The following is a 17328-nucleotide window of genomic DNA, read 5'->3' as shown; positions in this document are numbered from 1 at the left end:
TAAGTGATGGCAGACCCTAATCATCGGAGGATCCTTGCACCAGGTCAGAAACAGAAAGGGAAGGCAGCAATTCGCAGGTCGCCAATTGCCAGGCAAAGGTCTGCCAACGCTTGAGGCGACAGGCACAGTGGGAGAGTTTTTCCAGGTCGCGCAGCGGGCGCCAAGCCTGGTCCAGACAGGTGGAGCGCCAATGCCACGGCAAGGCGATATCACTGGCGGTGTCGATCAACAGACGGAATGACGTTTCAGCGATCGTCCACGGATGGGTCGCGGTGCAGCACGCCAGGTATCGACCCTCATTGAGGTAATGTTCGATCAGGCGAGGTTCATTGGGATCGAGGCCGCAGCGAATCTGACGACTCATCCAGCGCCAGCTTTCCAGATACGGATCCTCATGCAGGACAGAACTCATGATCCACACTCATTCGGTAATGATATTTATTATTAAATGATATTGAGAATCAACGCAATGCCGGCAGAGTAATCCGTTTTCGTGAAGGCATAAAAAAAGCGCGCTATCGACGAGATAGCACGCTTTTTTTGTAACGCGCAGGTTAGCTGCCGGCGACAGTCATCCGCTCGATCAATACCGAGCCTGTGCGGATATTACTGCGCAGTTCCAAGTCATTACCCACCGCAACAATCTGCTTGAACATATCGCGCATATTGCCAGCAATGGTCACTTCCTGGACGGCGAACTGGATCTCGCCGTTTTCCACCCAGAACCCCGCCGCGCCACGGGAATAATCCCCGGTGACCATGTTCAGGCCATGGCCCATCAATTCGGTCACCAGCAGGCCACGCCCCATCCGCCGCAACAGCGCCGCCTGGTCTTCATCGCCATGGGTCACGAACAGGTTATGCACGCCGCCGGAGTTGGCCGTGCTTGGCAGGCCGAGCTTGCGGCCTGAGTAGGTGCCCAATACGTAGGAAACCAACTCACCGTTCTCGACGAACGGCTTGGCATACGTGGCCAGACCATCGCCATCGAAGGCCGAACTGCCCATGGCACGCATCAAGTGCGGGCGCTCATCGATGGTCAACCACTCGGGAAACAGCTTCTGGCCGATTGCACCTTCCAGGAACGACGACTTGCGGTACAGATTGCCGCCGGAGATCGCCCCCAGGAAACTGCCAAACAAACCGCCCGCCAATTCCGCCGAAAACAGTACCGGCACTTCGCAGGTAGGCACCGGGCGCGCGCCCAGACGGCTCGCCGCTCGTTGTGCAGCACGTTGGCCAATGCTGACCGGGTTGGCCAGCAACTCACCCTGACGGCTCACGTCATACCAGTAATCACGCTGCATCTGGCCATTGGCCTCGGCGATCATCACGCAGCTCAGGCTGTGGCGAGTGGACGCATATCCGCCGATAAACCCGTGGCTGTTGCCGTATACGCGACAACCCTGGTGAGTATTCAACGTGGTGCCATCGGCGTTCTTGATGCGGGCATCAGCGTCGAACGCGGCGGCTTCACAGGTCAACGCCAGTTCGATGGCCTGCTCGGGCGTAATGTCCCAGGCATGGAACAGATCGAAATCCTTCAGGTCCTTGGCCATCAGCGCTTTGTCGGCGAGCCCCGAGCTCTCATCTTCAGAGGTGTGCTTGGCAATCGCCACGCCGCGGCCACCGTCTCGCGGATCGCCTCCGGGCCACTGGCAGAGGTACTGGCCGAGCCTTTGCGCTGCCCCGAGTACAAGGTGATACCAAAGCCTTGGTCGCGGTTGAATTCGACGGTTTCCACTTCCCGCTGACGCACCGACGTCGACAACCCTTGCTCCAGCGACACCGCGACTTCACAGGCACTGGCCCCCTGGCGCTTGGCCTCGGCAAGGATCTGCTCGACTTGTTCCTGAAGTGCCGGTAACGCTTGCGGACCGACGCTTTGGGCTGCACTCATGGTTTTCTCCACTCAAATTCTGCTTTCGGTTAAGGCCATCGAGCGACCGGGCCGGACAAGCGGCCCCCGACTGGTTATCATGGCGGCGTTTCTTTGCGGACTGCCACCATGGTTGATTCTTACGACGACTCCCTCGATGGGGAGAAAAGCAAAACCCAGGTCAAACGTGAGCTGCATGCTCTGGTTGACCTTGGCGAGCGCCTTACAACGCTCAAGAAAGACTTGATTGCAAAACTGCCACTGACCGACGAAATGCGCCGGGCGCTTGCAGACGCACCCAAGCACACCGCGAATATCGCGCGTAAACGGCACATCATGTTTATCGGCAAGCTCATGCGCGATCAGGACACTGACGCCATTCTGGCCTTGCTCGATCAAACCGATGCCTCCACTCGCCAGTACAACGAACGTTTCCATAACCTGGAACGTTGGCGTGACCGCCTGATCTCGGGCGATGACGCCGTGCTGGAGAAATTCGTGCTGGACTACCCGGATGCGGATCGCCAGCAACTGCGCTCCCTGATCCGTCAAGCCCAGCACGAGCAGGCGCATAACAAGGCGCCAGCCACCAGCCGTAAAATCTTCAAATACATCCGTGAGCTGGACGAGACTCAACGCGGACTGCGTTGATGCCCTTCCCCGGGTGGCGATCTTCGCCACCCGAAGCTCCATCCCTTACGACCCCGTGCCACCCACGGTGATCGCATCAATTTTCAGCGTTGGCTGGCCCACACCGACCGGCACCGACTGCCCATCTTTCCCGCACATACCCACGCCGCTGTCCAGCGCCAGGTCGTTGCCGACCATCGACACCTTGCTCATTGCTTCCGGCCCGTTACCAATCAATGTCGCCCCTTTGACCGGCGCGGTAATCTTGCCGTCTTCGATCAGGTACGCCTCGCTGGTGGAGAACACGAACTTGCCGCTGGTGATATCCACCTGGCCGCCACCGAGGTTGGCACAGTAGATGCCGCGTTTTACCGAGGCGATGATTTCCGCCGGGTCGCTTTCGCCACCGAGCATGTAGGTGTTGGTCATGCGCGGCATCGGCAGGTGTGCGTAGGACTCTCGGCGGCCGTTACCGGTGCGCGCCACACCCATCAGGCGGGCATTGAGCTTGTCCTGCATGTAGCCCTTGAGCACACCGTTTTCAATCAAGGTGGTGCATTCAGTAGGTGTGCCTTCGTCATCGACGCTCAACGAGCCACGACGACCGGCCAAGGTGCCGTCATCGACAATGGTGCAGAGCTTGGACGCAACCATCTCGCCCATGCGCCCGCTGTAGGCAGAACTACCCTTGCGGTTGAAGTCACCTTCCAGGCCGTGGCCCACAGCTTCGTGGAGCAACACCCCGGACCAGCCCGAACCCAGCACCACAGGAAGCGTACCCGCCGGGGCCGGAATGGCTTCCAGGTTCACCAGCGCCTGGCGCAGAGCTTCGCGGGCATAACCCATCGCACGGTCCTCGGCGAGGAAATAACGGTAGTCCGTACGCCCACCGCCGCCATGGCCGCCGCGCTCGCGGCGACCGTTCTGTTCGACGATCACGCTGACATTGAAGCGCACCAGCGGCCGCACATCTGCCGCCAGGCCGCCGTCAGTAGACGCGACAAGGATTCGCTCCCAGACGCCGGCCATGCTCACGGAGACCTGCTGGATACGAGGGTCCAGGGCGCGGGTGGCTGCGTCGATACGCTTGAGCAGATCGACTTTTTCCGCCCGGCTGATCACTTCCAGAGGGTTATCCGGCGCATACAACTGGGCCACGTCCTGGGTGCTGAACGCCTGCACCGTGCCATTCTGGCCAGCGCGGGAGATCGAACGCGCCGCACGGGCGGCCAGGCCAAGAGCCTCCAGGGTAATCGCGTTGCTGTAGGCAAAACCGGTCTTTTCACCGGATTGCGCCCGCACGCCGACACCTTGGTCGAGGTTGAAACTGCCTTCCTTGACGATGCCGTCTTCCAGGGCCCATGACTCGGAAATCTGCCCCTGGAAATACAGGTCGGCGGCGTCAATGCCAGGCCCGGCGAGATCGCCCAGCACGGTTTGCAAGCTTTCGATGGTCACGCCACCGGGTGCCAGGAGGTGTTCACTGACTGAGGACAACAACTCGCTCATAGGTTTGGCCTTAAATTCATCGTTCTGAGGCAGGTCGCTGTGCGCCCTGCGAGAAAAAGCGCCGATGGTTGACCACCGGCATGCGCGCCCGTATCGACGCCTGCTCACTGCTATCGCGCTCGGCCAGCAACACCGCTTCGCCTTGATCCTGTTGTGTCAGCACTCGCCCCCATGGGTCGACAATCGCAGCATGACCATGGGTTTCCCTTGGCCCCGGATGCACGCCACCCTGGGCGGCCGCCAGCACATAGCACTGGGTTTCAATGGCTCGCGCACGTATCAGCACATCCCAGTGCGCAGCACCGGTCACTGCGGTAAAGGCCGAGGGTGCGGTAATCAATTCAGCCCCCGCCGCGCGCAACTCGCTGTACAGCTCGGGAAAACGCAGGTCGTAACACACCGTCAGGCCCAAACGGCCGACCGGTGTGTCCGCCACCACCACATTGCTCCCGAAAGCATAGTCGTCGGACTCCCGATAGCGACCCCGGGCATCCGCCACATCCACATCGAATAAGTGCAGCTTGTCGTAACGGGCGACGATTTCGCCGCGATCATCAATGAGCAGCGAGCAGGCATTGGATTTGGCGTGGGGTTGATCCCTGGGCGGCAACGGCAATGTGCCAGCCACTATCCATAAGGTGAGGTCGCGGGCGGTCTGTTTCAACCATGGCAGGATCGGACCTTCGCCCAGAGCCTCGGCGCGACCGATGTCCGCCACGTCGCGGCGACCCATGGCGGCAAAGTTCTCCGGCAGCACCGCCAGCTTAGCCCCGGCCGCGGCGGCTTGTTCCAACAAGCGCCGAGCCTGGGCCAGATTGGCCAGCACGTCGCTCTGGCTGACCATTTGAATTACTGCAAAGGACATGGGCCGACACTCCGTAATAGGCATGCACCAAAAAAGTGAGTTCCATGCTACTGCGCAGGCCCTCAGTTTGGTTTTTCAAATGGCTTGTCGAAGGTGATTTTTGGATCCTTCCACGGCCCTTCCACCTTGTACTGCACGCTGGCAAATCGCGAGACACGGTCACCGATCAACTTGTCGATCAGGAACAGCGCACCACCAATGGCGGGAGCGCCGACGATCAGCGCGGCGATCGGCAGGTTGTTGGTCACCGGCAATGTCACCAACAACTTGGCATTCACGCGGTCGGCCACAAGGTCCAAGGTACCATTCAATTCCAGGTTGCTCGACGGCCCGGTCAGCGTGATCGGCTCGCGGGTGACAAACACACCGTCGCTTGCCGCCAGCAGGCCTTTGACCCGGTCATAACTCAAGCCCTTGCCCAGCAGATCGGAGAAATCCAACCGCAGGCGGCGCCCGATGGAGTTGAAGTTGAGCAGGCCGAACACCCGCAGCGCCTGGGCGCCACCTTCCACCTCGACGAACTGGCCTTTACGGAAGGCTGCATCCAGGCTGCCGGAGAAGCGCTTTGGCCCGACCCAGGCCGGTGAACCCGGCCAACGCCCGTCCACATCCAGATGGAAGTCTTCGCTGGTGACCGTAGGCGCATAACCCCAGCCCTTGAGCACATCGGCGATGTTCTTGCCGTCCAGACGGCCTTTGTACCAACTGCTGCTGGTCCCCGGAGCGCCTTCCCATCCGCCGGCGCCCTTGAGCTGCATGCCCTTCAGGCCCAGGTCAAGATCGCTGAAAGCCAGGCCTTTAGTGGTTGGGCGGATTTTCAGCGACCATGCGCCCACCAGATCGGGCCCCTGGAACAATTGCGCAATGGCGATATCCAGCGCCGGAATGTCTTTCGGATCGATGCTGGCCAACGGGTCCGGCGCGTTTTCATCAGCCTGCACCGTCGGGTCCACCGCGGGTAGTTTTACGTATTGCAGGTTGACCGCAATCGGCGCGCCCTTGGCATCCGGCAAGTTCACGCTGCCCTTGGCCTGCTGGCTGTCGAACTGCATGCCCCAGGCGGCGCGTTTTCGGTCCAACTGCAGACTGACCTGATCGAACTGAGTGCCCAGACCGGTGAGCTTGCCTATCTTGAAGTCGGCACCGCTGAGCAGTTGCTTTGCACTGCCGCCCGGGTCGTTGCCGGCATACTGGTTGACCAGTTTTTTCCACGGATCGATGTCCAGTTCCGAGAGCACCCCACGAATACGCAAGCCCTTGGCAGCTGGCAGCACGGCATCGCCATCGCCGAGGAACAACTCGCCACGGCCATCATTGAATTTGTCCGGCGGCGCGGCAAAGGTGAAATTGGCCAGCTCGCCGTAATCAAACCAGTAGCGGCGCTCGGCGCCCTGCAAGGTCATGCGGAATACGCTGTCACGCCCCTGGCTGGCTGGCATGCCGAACGGCGCCGGCAGGTCCACTGCAACGCCCTTGAGGTTGGAACTGACCATCAGCTGGCTGTCGGCACCGTCCAGGTTGAGTTGCAACTGGTACGGGATATCGCCGGACACCGGCAACGGCTGGCTGATTTTCAACCAATCCGTCAAGCGTTTGACCGTCACCTGCCCCCTGGCGGCGACACGGGTGCTGATATTGCCCGGCTTGCCATCGGCAAAGATCTGCGCGGTGATCGGCCGGTCAAACGCCTGGGCCGTGATTTTCTCGCCACTCAGGCCCTTGGCACTGTCGAAGCGAAAGCTGCCCTTGAGCTGGGTCAGGTCCAGAGGCGGCTCAGCCAGTTGCAGGCGCGCATTGTCGGTCTGGAAATCCACCACGATCTTGGGCTCGACGCCTTTGACCAGCGGAACGTCCAAGTCCAACTTGCCTTGCAGGTCACCTTCGCCTTTCCAGCCCGCGAAGGTGGAAGCAGTGCCAATCGGCGCTTCCTGGAGAATCTTCAGCCCATCACCCAAGCCGCCGGCAAAACCACCCGTCAGCAGCAGATGGCTTTCCTTGCCGGATGGGGCGTGGGGAATATTGACGTAGATGTCATTGACCTTGGTATCCAGCAACTGCCCCTTGCTGGCCAGGATGCGCACGCCGGTCTCTTCGACAAACACCTCACCCTTGACCTTGCTCACATGGGGCCAGCCCGGCTGGAACGCCAATTCGGCGTCATGCACCTTGAAGAACAGGCTGATGTTACGCGCAGCCGGCAACGCGTCGTGGTTCAGCGAACCCTGGTACTGGAAGAAACCTTGATCCACCGCGCCCTTGAGAATCGCCGTGCGCAGCCATTCATCCAGGGCTGGGCTCAACACCGCAGGCAGGTACTTGGAAGTGAAACGCCCATCGCCGTCGACCATGCCGACCCGCAGGTCCATATAGTCTTCCTGGCTGTGGTCGAAATGCAGGCGGATCAGAAAGTCCGCAGCGATCTTGCCCTCTTCTCCCAGCACCTTGATGTAAGGGGCGATCAGGGTGAAGCCTTCTTTATCCAGCTTCCAGGTCAGGCGCGCATTGGCCTGAAGGTATTGCCAGGGCTTGGCGAAAATTGGATCGAGGTGCAGGGAAAAATCCTTGCTGTCCATGCGTAACTCGCCACCGCCCAGGTCGCCGCTGATGCTGCCGGACACGTTTCGTGCCGCCGGCGCGCCGAAGTAGGCGTCGAAGCCGACCCGCTCAAGATTGGCGGCAAAACTGACTTTTTGATCAGTGGAGTCCTGAGGGCGGAAATCCACCAGCACATTACGCAGCAGGCCGGTGGCCTTCAGATGTTCGATGGTCTTGGCGAAACCTTCGGGCAGCGGCGCCAGGGCGTTGAGCAACGGCGTAATCGGGGTCAGGTCGAGGCGGTCCGCCTGCAGCTTCCAGACTTCCTGAGCCTTGTCGGTGGCCAGGGTCTGCTGCAATTGCAGGCGCGATTCCCAACGGGTTTCGCCCAGGTTCATCGCCAGGGAATCAAACAGTATCTTCAGGCCGGTATCACTGCGTTGCAGGTAGGCCGTGAGGGCAAAATTTTCGATGTGCACCGGCTTGCGCTCGGCGTAGCGGCCCTTCACCTGTGGCGAGTTGAGGCGCACCACCGCGCTTTGCACAGTGCCTTTGCTCCAGTTCAGCCAGAACTCACCGCCGGCCTTGAACTGCGAAAGTGTCCACTGCTGGGTCAGCTTGGCCGGGATCCACTTGGCCCAGTCGCTCTGCGGCAGGCTGAGGTAGGCCTGAATCTCGGCGTCCTTCCATTGGCTGGCGCGAATGCGGCTGCGCAGGCTGAGCGCCAGGGGCTGGCCGTCCGGCAGCGTCAGGCGGGCGTCCAGGCGTTGGCGGGTGGTGCCGGTGTGCAGGCTCAGGCCCACGTAGGTCAATGTGACCGGTGCCTGATCGAACGGTTGCAAGGTGACCTGGCTGTCGAGCAAGGACACGCGCTTGACCATCTGCATGCGCTTGAGCAACTGCTGCGGATCCAGCGGCTGATCGTCCTGTACCGGCAGGCCCTGAAGCGCCCAATGGCCGTCCTTGTCTTCCTTGGCGCTCAGTTGCAGGCCACTGACCTGCAGGTGCGAAAGACGCACCTCACGCGCCATCAGGCTGTCCCAGATAGCCGGTACCACTTCGACCTGATCCAGGCGCAAGGCACTGCTGCCCTCGCCGACCATCACATCATGGGCCAGCAACACCGGTGCGAAACCGCTCCAGCGCCCCTCAAGACTGCCGATGTGCAGTGGCATGCCCACCGCCGCCTGGGCCTTGGCTTCGACTTCGGCGCGGTATTCAGCCACCAGCGGGGTCAATTCACGACCCAGGCTCACATACACCGCAGCCAATACCAGCAGCAACGCACAGAGGCCCAGGCCCCAACGGGTCAAAGCGGCAAAAAAGCGTATCAGACGCTCCATGTCAGGCGACCCTCAAGGCAGTAGGCGGACGGCAGATCAAGGTCTGCCGGTCTCGAAGAAAGAAAGCGAATGGGGATCAGAGCAGCACCACGTCGTATTGTTCCTGGGAATACATGGTTTCAACCTGGAAACGGATCGTGCGACCGATAAACCCCTCCAGCTCGGCAACGTTACCGGACTCTTCGTCCAGCAGGCGATCGACCACTTTCTGGTTGGCGAGGACTCTATAACCTTCAGCCTGATAGGCCCGTGCCTCTCGTAAGATTTCCCGGAAAATCTCGTAGCAAACCGTTTCCGGGGTCTTCAACTTACCGCGCCCCTGGCAACTGCTGCACGGCTCGCACAGCACCTGCTCCAGGCTTTCGCGTGTGCGCTTGCGGGTCATCTGCACCAGGCCCAGCTCGGTAATACCGATGATGTTGGTCTTGGCGTGATCGCGCTCCAGTTGTTTTTCCAGGGTGCGCAGCACCTGACGCTGGTGATCTTCGTCTTCCATGTCGATGAAGTCGATGATGATGATGCCGCCCAGGTTGCGCAGGCGCAGTTGGCGCGCAATCGCGGTGGCCGCTTCGAGGTTGGTCTTGAAGATGGTCTCTTCGAGGTTGCGATGGCCGACGAAAGCGCCCGTGTTGACGTCGATGGTGGTCATGGCTTCTGCCGGGTCTACCACCAGATAGCCGCCGGACTTGAGCGGCACCTTGCGTTCCAGGGCTTTCTGGATTTCGTCTTCGACGCCATACAGGTCGAAGATCGGCCGCTCGCCGGGGTAGTGTTCCAGGCGGTCGGCAATTTCCGGCATCAGCTCAGCCACAAATTGTGTGGTGCGCTGGAAGGTTTCCCGCGAATCGATGCGGATTTTCTCAATCTTGGGGCTGACCAGATCGCGCAACGTGCGCAGGGCCAGGCCCAAGTCCTCATAGATGACACTGGGTGCGCCGATGGTCTTGATCTGTGCGCCGATCTGGTCCCACAGGCGCCGCAGGTAGCGGATGTCCATCAGGATTTCATCAGCACCGGCGCCTTCCGCGGCAGTACGCAGGATAAAACCGCCGGCCTCCTTGATGCCTTCGGCGGCCACGCAGTCGCTGACCACCTTTTTCAGGCGCTCGCGCTCCGCTTCATCTTCGATTTTCAGGGAAATGCCGACGTGGGCGGTACGCGGCATGTACACCAGGTAACGCGACGGAATCGACAACTGCGTGGTCAGGCGTGCGCCTTTGGAACCGATGGGGTCCTTGGTGACTTGCACCACCAGGCTCTGCCCTTCATGCACCAGGGCGCTGATGCTTTCCACCGTCGGCCCTTCGCGCAGGGAAATTTCCGAAGCATGGATAAACGCAGCGCGGTCCAGGCCGATGTCGACGAATGCCGCCTGCATCCCCGGCAATACACGCACTACTTTGCCTTTATAGATATTGCCCACGATCCCGCGCTTTTGGGTGCGCTCGACGTGCACTTCTTGCAGAACACCGTTCTCTACCACCGCCACGCGCGATTCCATCGGCGTGATATTGATCAGAATCTCTTCACTCATGGCTGGGTCTCGTTCAGGCGTTTTCACAATAGTGACCGGTCGCTTAAGGCTGGGCGCTGGTGTAAGGCGTTTAGCGCACGGTAAGGTTTTGCCAACAGGGTATGCCGAATCGGGCAAGCAGTTGCGCGGTTTCGCACACCGGCAGCCCTACAACGGCGGAATAGCTGCCATTGAGACCGGCGACAAACACCGAGCCAAGCCCTTGAATAGCATAGCCGCCCGCCTTGTCCTGGGGTTCGCCGCTATGCCAGTAGGTTGTCGCTTCTTCGACAGAAATAGCGCGAAAACGTACACGACTGCTTACACATTGGGTTTCACAGCGCTGACCGTCGGTAAGGGCAATAGCGGTGAGCACTTCATGCTCACGTTCCGCCAGGGCCATCAACATCGCCAGGGCATCAGCCTGATCCGCCGGCTTGCCGAGGATCTGACCGTCCACGATCACTGCCGTGTCAGCGCCCAACACACAAGCGCCCGACGGATGCTCAAGCGCAGAAAATCCCGCCGCCGCCTTGCCGCGCGCAAGACGCTCGACGTAGGCAACAGCCGATTCATTGGTAAGAGGAGTTTCATCGATAGCGGCGCTGACCACGGTGAAGGGCACACCGATCTGGGTCAGCAGTTCACGCCGTCTTGGGGAGCCCGAGGCCAGATAAAGCGAATTCATTGCAGTCTCTCCCTGTGGGGTTCGATAACCAGGCAGAGCCTCGCAATCCATTCAATTGATTTTATAGCGCCGACTCAACCCACGCAGACCGAAGCTGATCCAAGGCCACAACAGTGCACTGACCAGGGCTGGCAAGACCAGCGCCAGGGTTGGCTGACGGTTGCCGGTCAAGGCGCTGAGCCATAGTTGCACCAACTGCGCGAGGCCGAAGATCACCAGGATCACCAGGCACTGCTGCCACATCGGGAACATGCGCAAACGCTGCTGCAACGACAGCACCAGGAAGGTGATCAAGGTCAGGATCAGCGCGTTCTGGCCCAGCAAGGTGCCATACAGCACATCCTCCGCCAACCCCAGGAACATGGCCGTGACCATACCCACTTTATGCGGCAGGTTCAGCGACCAGAAGGCCAGCAGCAAGGCCAGCCAGAGCGGTCGCAGGATTTCCATGAATTGGGGCAGCGGCGAAACGCTGAGCAGCAGTCCGACAGCGAATGTCAGCCAGACGATCCAGCCATTGCTCGAATGAGTACCTGCCATTATTCGTCCCTCTGCCGCGTGGTGGCCGGGGCTGCAGCCGGAGGCTTCACAGCAGGCGTCGTGGTGGCGGGTGGTTTCGCCGCTGCCGGTTTCACCGGCGTCGCACCATGGGCCGCAGGTTTGACCGGCGTTACCGCGGGCGCAGCAACTGCCGGAGTTGATGTCGGCACAACGGGAGTCGCCGCGGCGGGCTTGGGTACGGTCGCAGGAATCACCGGCGCAGTGCCGTTCTTCTTGTCTTCCGCTTCCTGAGCCTGGGCGGCGTCGTTGGCGCGTTCTTCCGGCGTGCGGTTGTCGCTGAACACCAGCAGCAGATAGCGGCTGCGGTTCAGGGCGGCAGTGGGCACGGCGCGCACAATGGCGAAAGGCTGGCCGGAATCGTGGATCACTTCCTTGACCGTCGCCACCGGGTAACCTGCCGGGAACCGCTGCCCCAGGCCGGAGCTGACCAGCAGGTCACCTTCCTTGATGTCAGCCGTGTCGGCGACGTGACGCAATTCCAGGCGCTCAGGGTTGCCGGTGCCGCTGGCAATCGCACGCAAGCCGTTACGGTTGACCTGCACCGGAATGCTGTGGGTCGTGTCCGTCAGCAGCAGCACCCGGGAGGTGTAGGGCATCAGTTCGACTACCTGTCCCATCAGGCCACGGGCATCCAGTACGGGCTGACCGAGGACCACACCGTCGCGCTCACCCTTGTTGATGATGATGCGGTGGGTAAAGGGATTCGGGTCCATGCCGATCAACTCGGCCACTTCGACCTTTTCGTTGACCAGTGCCGAAGAATTGAGCAACTCGCGCAGCCGAACGTTCTGCTCGGTGAGGGCCGCAAGCTTTTGCATGCGCCCCTGCAACAACAGGTTTTCGGTCTTGAGTTTTTCGTTTTCGGCGACGAGCTCGGTGCGGCTGCCAAATTGGCTGGCCACGCCCTGGTAGAGACGTTGCGGCAGGTCGGTGACCCAGTATGTCTGCATCAACACCAGCGACATCTGGCTACGCACCGGCTTGAGCAGTGAGAAGCGGGCATCGACCACCATCAGCGCGACCGAAAGCACGACCAGCACCAATAAGCGCACGCCCAATGAGGGGCCTTTGGCGAAAAGCGGTTTAATAAGCCGCTCCTCCCAGGCAAATGTTCTCTTTATTCATACGGCATCTAACCGGCCTGGATGCAGATTGAAGAAGATAAACGCCAACAGGCAGCACTGCAAAGTGCTGCCTGCGGGCGAAACATGGAGTAACCAACGATCTTATTCGCTGGAGAGCAGGTCCATGGTGTGTTTATCCATCATTTCCAGTGCACGACCACCGCCACGCGCAACGCAGGTCAGCGGATCTTCGGCGACGATCACCGGCAGGCCGGTTTCCTGGGCCAGCAACTTGTCGAGGTCGCGCAGCAAGGCGCCACCACCGGTCAGTACCAGGCCACGCTCGGCGATATCGGAAGCCAGTTCCGGCGGCGATTGCTCCAGGGCGCTCTTCACAGCCTGAACGATGGTGGCCAGGGACTCTTGCAGAGCTTCCAGCACTTCATTGGAGTTCAGGGTGAAGGCACGTGGAACGCCTTCGGCCAGGTTGCGACCGCGAACATCGACTTCGCGCACTTCGCCGCCTGGGTAAGCGGTACCGATTTCCTGCTTGATGCGTTCGGCGGTGGATTCGCCGATCAGGCTGCCGTAGTTACGACGCACATACGTGATGATCGCTTCGTCGAAACGGTCGCCGCCTACGCGTACGGATTCGGCATACACCACACCGTTCAGGGAAATCAGGGCGATCTCGGTAGTACCACCACCGATATCCACCACCATCGAGCCGCGGGCTTCTTCAACCGGCAGGCCGGCACCGATCGCAGCAGCCATTGGCTCTTCGATCAGGAACACTTCACGGGCACCGGCGCCAAGGGCCGATTCACGGATGGCACGACGCTCAACCTGGGTGGATTTGCATGGAACGCAGATCAGCACACGAGGGCTGGGCTGCAGGAAACTGTTTTCGTGAACCTTGTTGATGAAGTACTGCAGCATCTTCTCGCAGACACTGAAGTCGGCGATCACGCCGTCCTTCATCGGACGAATGGCGGCAATATTGCCTGGTGTACGGCCGAGCATGCGCTTGGCCTCGGTGCCGACGGCAACGACACTTTTCTGATTACCATGGGTCCGAATAGCCACAACCGATGGCTCATTCAGAACGATACCGCGCTCGCGCACGTAAATAAGGGTGTTGGCAGTGCCCAGGTCAATGGAAAGATCGCTGGAAAACATGCCACGCAGTTTCTTGAACATGGGGAAAGGACCCTAGGCAACGCGTGGGTAAAAAAGTGCGGCAAACTCTAACAACGACAGGGATTTTGGGCAAGGCGCCAATGTGCTAAATTGGCCGACTTTCTGTGCACCAACCCCCACAATCGCGGCCATATGACCGTAGAAATGCGGTAGTGTTCCGACAATCTAACACACGGACAGCCTCCGTTCTGTTTTCCACTGGAGATTCCCATGGCGCTTGAACGCTCCGACGTGGAAAAAATCGCGCATCTGGCCTCGCTTGGCCTCAATGACGCCGATCTTCCACAGACCACCGCAGCCCTGAACAGCATTCTCGGGCTGGTTGACCAAATGCAGGCCGTGAACACCGACGGCATCGAGCCCCTGGCTCACCCGCTGGAAGCCAGCCAGCGCCTGCGCGCAGACGTCGTGACCGAGCGCAATAATCGCGAGGCCTACCAGTCCATCGCACCAGCGGTCGAAAACGGCCTGTACCTGGTTCCGAAAGTCATCGACTAAAGGGAAAGAGCCTTTCATGCATCACATGACTCTGGCCGAGATCGCCCGCGGTCTCGCCGACAAAACATTTTCTTCCGAAGAGCTGACCAAGACCCTGCTGGCGCGTATCGCTGCGCTGGATCCCAAGGTCAACAGCTTCATCAGCCTCACCGAAGAGCTGGCCCTGAGCCAGGCCAAGGCCGCCGACGTACGTCGCGCCAACGGTGAAGACGGCGCACTGCTGGGCGCTCCAATCGCCCATAAAGACCTGTTCTGCACCCAGGGCATACGCACCAGCTGCGGCTCGAAGATGCTCGACAACTTCAAAGCGCCCTATGACGCCACCGTGGTGTCCAAGCTGGCTGCCGCCGGGGCCGTGACCCTGGGCAAGACCAACATGGACGAATTCGCCATGGGTTCGGCCAACGAGTCGAGCTACTACGGCGCGGTAAAAAACCCGTGGAACCTGGAACACGTGCCGGGCGGTTCGTCCGGTGGTTCGGCCGCCGCCGTCGCCGCGCGCTTCCTGCCGGCCGCCACGGCCACCGATACCGGCGGTTCCATTCGCCAACCGGCTGCCTTCACCAACCTCACCGGGTTGAAGCCGACCTACGGTCGCGTTTCCCGCTGGGGCATGATCGCCTATGCGTCCAGCCTCGATCAGGGCGGCCCCCTGGCCCGCACCGCTGAAGACTGCGCAATATTGTTACAAGGCATGGCTGGCTTTGATCCACAGGACTCAACCAGCATCGATGAGCCCGTGCCGGACTACAGCGCCAGCCTGAATACCTCGCTCAAAGGCCTGCGCATCGGCGTGCCGAAGGAATACTTCAGCGCCGGCCTCGACCCGCGCATCGCCGAATTGGTGCACAACAGCATCAAGACGCTTGAAGGCCTGGGCGCCGTAATCAAGGAAATCAGCCTGCCGAACAACCAGCACGCGATTCCTGCCTACTACGTGATCGCACCGGCAGAAGCCTCCTCCAACCTGTCGCGTTTCGACGGCGTGCGTTTCGGCTACCGCTGCGAAAACCCGAAAGACCTGACTGACCTGTACAAACGCTCCCGTGGCGAAGGCTTCGGTGCCGAAGTACAACGCCGGATCATGGTCGGTGCCTACGCCTTGTCGGCGGGTTACTACGACGCGTACTACCTCAAGGCGCAAAGATCCGTCGCCTGATCAAGAACGACTTCATGTCAGCCTTTGAAGAAGTCGACGTGATCCTCGGCCCAACCACGCCGAACCCGGCCTGGAAGATCGGCGCCAAGACCGGCGACCCGATTGCCGAGTACCTGGAAGACCTCTACACCATCACCGCCAACCTCGCGGGCTTGCCGGGCCTGTCCATGCCGGCCGGTTTCGTCGATGGCCTGCCGGTGGGCGTGCAATTGCTCGCGCCGTATTTCCACGAAGGCCGCCTGCTCAATGTGGCGCACCAGTACCAGTTGAACACCGACTGGCACACTCGCACCCCTACCGGCTTCTGAGGAGAACACTATGCAATGGGAAGTTGTGATCGGGCTGGAGATTCATACCCAGCTCGCCACCCAATCGAAGATTTTCTCCGGTAGCGCCACCACGTTCGGCTCCGAGCCCAACACCCAGGCCAGCCTGGTCGACCTGGGCATGCCCGGCGTATTGCCGGTGCTGAACCAGGAAGCGGTGCGCATGGCGGTGATGTTCGGCCTGGCGATTGACGCCGAGATCGGCCAGCACAACGTGTTTGCGCGCAAGAACTACTTCTACCCGGACCTGCCCAAGGGCTACCAGATCAGCCAGATGGAGTTGCCGATCGTCGGCAAGGGCTACCTGGACATCCCGCTGGAAGACGGCACCATCAAACGTGTCGGCGTGACCCGCGCCCACTTGGAAGAAGACGCCGGCAAAAGCCTGCATGAAGAGTTCAACGGCGCCACCGGCATCGACCTGAACCGTGCCGGCACGCCGCTGCTGGAGATCGTGTCCGAGCCGGATATGCGCAGCGCCAAGGAAGCCGTGGCCTACGTCAAGACCATCCACGCGCTGGTGCGCTACCTGGGCATCTGCGACGGCAACATGGCCGAAGGCTCGCTGCGTTGCGACTGCAACGTGTCGGTGCGGCCAAAAGGCCAGGCCGAATACGGCACCCGCTGCGAGATCAAGAACGTCAACTCGTTCCGTTTCATCGAAAAGGCGATCAACACCGAAGTGCGTCGCCAGATCGAACTGATCGAAGACGGCGGCAAGGTGATCCAGCAGACCCGCCTCTATGACCCGAACAAAGACGAAACCCGCGCCATGCGCAGCAAGGAGGAAGCCAACGACTACCGTTACTTCCCCGACCCGGACCTGTTGCCGGTGGTTATCGAGGACTCGTTCCTGGATGACATCCGCGCCACCCTGCCGGAATTGCCGCCGCAAAAACGCGAGCGCTTCCAGGCGCAGTTCGGCCTGTCGGTCTACGATGCCAGCGTCCTGGCTTCCAGCCGTGAACAAGCCGACTACTTCGAAAAAGTCGTGAGCATTGCCGGCGACGCCAAGCTGGCGGCCAACTGGGTCATGGTTGAACTGGGCAGCCTGCTGAACAAGCAGGGCCTGGAAATCGACGAAGCCCCAGTGACCGCCGAGCAGCTGGGCGGCATGCTGCTGCGCATCAAGGACAACACCATCTCCGGCAAGATTGCCAAGACGGTGTTCGAAGCGATGGCTGCGGGCGAAGGCAATGCTGATGAGATCATCGAGAAACGCGGTCTCAAGCAAGTCACCGACAGCGGCGCCATCTCGGCGGTACTGGATGAGATGCTGGCGGCCAACGCCGAGCAGGTCGAACAATACCGTGCGGCAGACGAAGCCAAGCGCGGCAAAATGTTCGGCTTCTTTGTCGGCCAGGCCATGAAAGCCTCCAAAGGCAAGGCCAACCCGCAACAGGTGAACGAACTGCTGAAAAGCAAGCTCGAAGGCTGATTGCGGTGAAGGGGCCAAGTGAGATTTCATACTCTGCTTGGACCTCCTGTGGGAGGGGGCTTGCCCCCGATAGCATAGTGTCAGTCACTAATATTTTGGCTGAATCACCGCTATCGGGGG

General features: G+C 60.6%; 12 protein-coding genes and 2 pseudogenes. 4 read left to right on the top strand and 10 right to left on the bottom strand.

Going from position 1 to position 17328, the window contains the following annotated elements; all coding sequences use genetic code 11:
* Positions 1-16: 16 nt before the first annotated feature.
* A complete protein-coding gene (locus tag IQK56_RS01400; RefSeq protein WP_122309672.1) occupies positions 17-412 on the bottom strand; it encodes a FagA protein in 396 nt (131 codons plus the stop codon).
* A 142-nt stretch (positions 413-554) separates the two neighbouring features.
* A pseudogene (gene pmbA, locus IQK56_RS01395) lies at positions 555-1900 on the bottom strand (metalloprotease PmbA).
* A 108-nt stretch (positions 1901-2008) separates the two neighbouring features.
* On the opposite strand from pmbA, the gene yjgA reads away from it, so the two are divergent.
* The gene (yjgA, locus tag IQK56_RS01390; RefSeq protein WP_017138246.1) at positions 2009-2530 is read left to right on the top strand and encodes a ribosome biogenesis factor YjgA; all 522 of its coding nucleotides are present in this window, start codon (positions 2009-2011) and stop codon (positions 2528-2530) included.
* A gap of 45 nt (positions 2531-2575) precedes the next feature.
* Here yjgA and tldD read toward each other — a convergent pair whose 3' ends face one another.
* From tldD to mreB, 8 genes are all read right to left on the bottom strand, one after another.
* Positions 2576-4018 carry a metalloprotease TldD gene (tldD, locus tag IQK56_RS01385; protein WP_122309666.1) on the bottom strand — a complete coding sequence of 481 codons (1443 nt, stop codon included), beginning with the start codon at positions 4016-4018 and terminating at the stop codon, positions 2576-2578.
* Positions 4019-4034: 16 nt separating this feature from the next.
* The gene (locus IQK56_RS01380) at positions 4035-4883 is read right to left on the bottom strand and encodes a carbon-nitrogen hydrolase family protein (protein ID WP_150675063.1); all 849 of its coding nucleotides are present in this window, start codon (positions 4881-4883) and stop codon (positions 4035-4037) included.
* A gap of 62 nt (positions 4884-4945) precedes the next feature.
* Positions 4946-8761: a YhdP family protein gene (locus tag IQK56_RS01375; protein ID WP_193863139.1), complete on the bottom strand. Its 3816-nt coding sequence runs from the start codon at positions 8759-8761 to the stop codon at positions 4946-4948.
* Between the two features lie 76 nt (positions 8762-8837).
* Positions 8838-10295, bottom strand: coding sequence for a ribonuclease G (gene rng, locus IQK56_RS01370; protein WP_099587109.1), 1458 nt, complete (start codon positions 10293-10295; stop codon positions 8838-8840).
* Positions 10296-10365: 70 nt separating this feature from the next.
* Entirely contained in the window at positions 10366-10962 is a 597-nt protein-coding gene (locus tag IQK56_RS01365) for a Maf family protein (RefSeq protein WP_193863137.1), read from the bottom strand.
* 51 nt (positions 10963-11013) lie between these two features.
* Positions 11014-11502, bottom strand: coding sequence for a rod shape-determining protein MreD (mreD, locus tag IQK56_RS01360; RefSeq protein ID WP_099587107.1), 489 nt, complete (start codon positions 11500-11502; stop codon positions 11014-11016).
* On the bottom strand, positions 11502-12611 hold the full coding sequence (gene mreC / locus IQK56_RS01355) for a rod shape-determining protein MreC (RefSeq protein ID WP_150760790.1): 1110 nt from the start codon (positions 12609-12611) through the stop codon (positions 11502-11504). The genes mreD and mreC overlap by 1 nt, the downstream gene beginning before the upstream one ends.
* A gap of 138 nt (positions 12612-12749) precedes the next feature.
* Positions 12750-13787 carry a rod shape-determining protein MreB gene (gene mreB, locus IQK56_RS01350; protein WP_002555108.1) on the bottom strand — a complete coding sequence of 346 codons (1038 nt, stop codon included), beginning with the start codon at positions 13785-13787 and terminating at the stop codon, positions 12750-12752.
* A 210-nt stretch (positions 13788-13997) separates the two neighbouring features.
* Between mreB and gatC the strand changes: the two genes are divergently transcribed.
* The 3 genes and pseudogenes from gatC (at position 13998) to gatB (ending at position 17208) form a co-directional block, all read left to right on the top strand.
* Positions 13998-14285, top strand: a complete 288-nt coding sequence (gene gatC, locus IQK56_RS01345; RefSeq protein ID WP_003188556.1) for an Asp-tRNA(Asn)/Glu-tRNA(Gln) amidotransferase subunit GatC — start codon at positions 13998-14000, stop codon at positions 14283-14285.
* A 16-nt stretch (positions 14286-14301) separates the two neighbouring features.
* Positions 14302-15752, top strand: a pseudogene (gene gatA, locus IQK56_RS01340) (Asp-tRNA(Asn)/Glu-tRNA(Gln) amidotransferase subunit GatA).
* Positions 15753-15762: 10 nt separating this feature from the next.
* Positions 15763-17208, top strand: coding sequence for an Asp-tRNA(Asn)/Glu-tRNA(Gln) amidotransferase subunit GatB (gatB, locus tag IQK56_RS01335; RefSeq protein WP_122309648.1), 1446 nt, complete (start codon positions 15763-15765; stop codon positions 17206-17208).
* Positions 17209-17328 lie beyond the last annotated feature (120 nt).

It is taken from the genome of Pseudomonas cyclaminis (assembly GCF_015163715.1).
Taxonomy (GTDB): domain Bacteria; phylum Pseudomonadota; class Gammaproteobacteria; order Pseudomonadales; family Pseudomonadaceae; genus Aquipseudomonas; species Aquipseudomonas cyclaminis.
The sequence above is the reverse complement of the archived record's forward strand: the minus strand, read 5'-3'. Positions and strand labels throughout refer to the sequence as shown.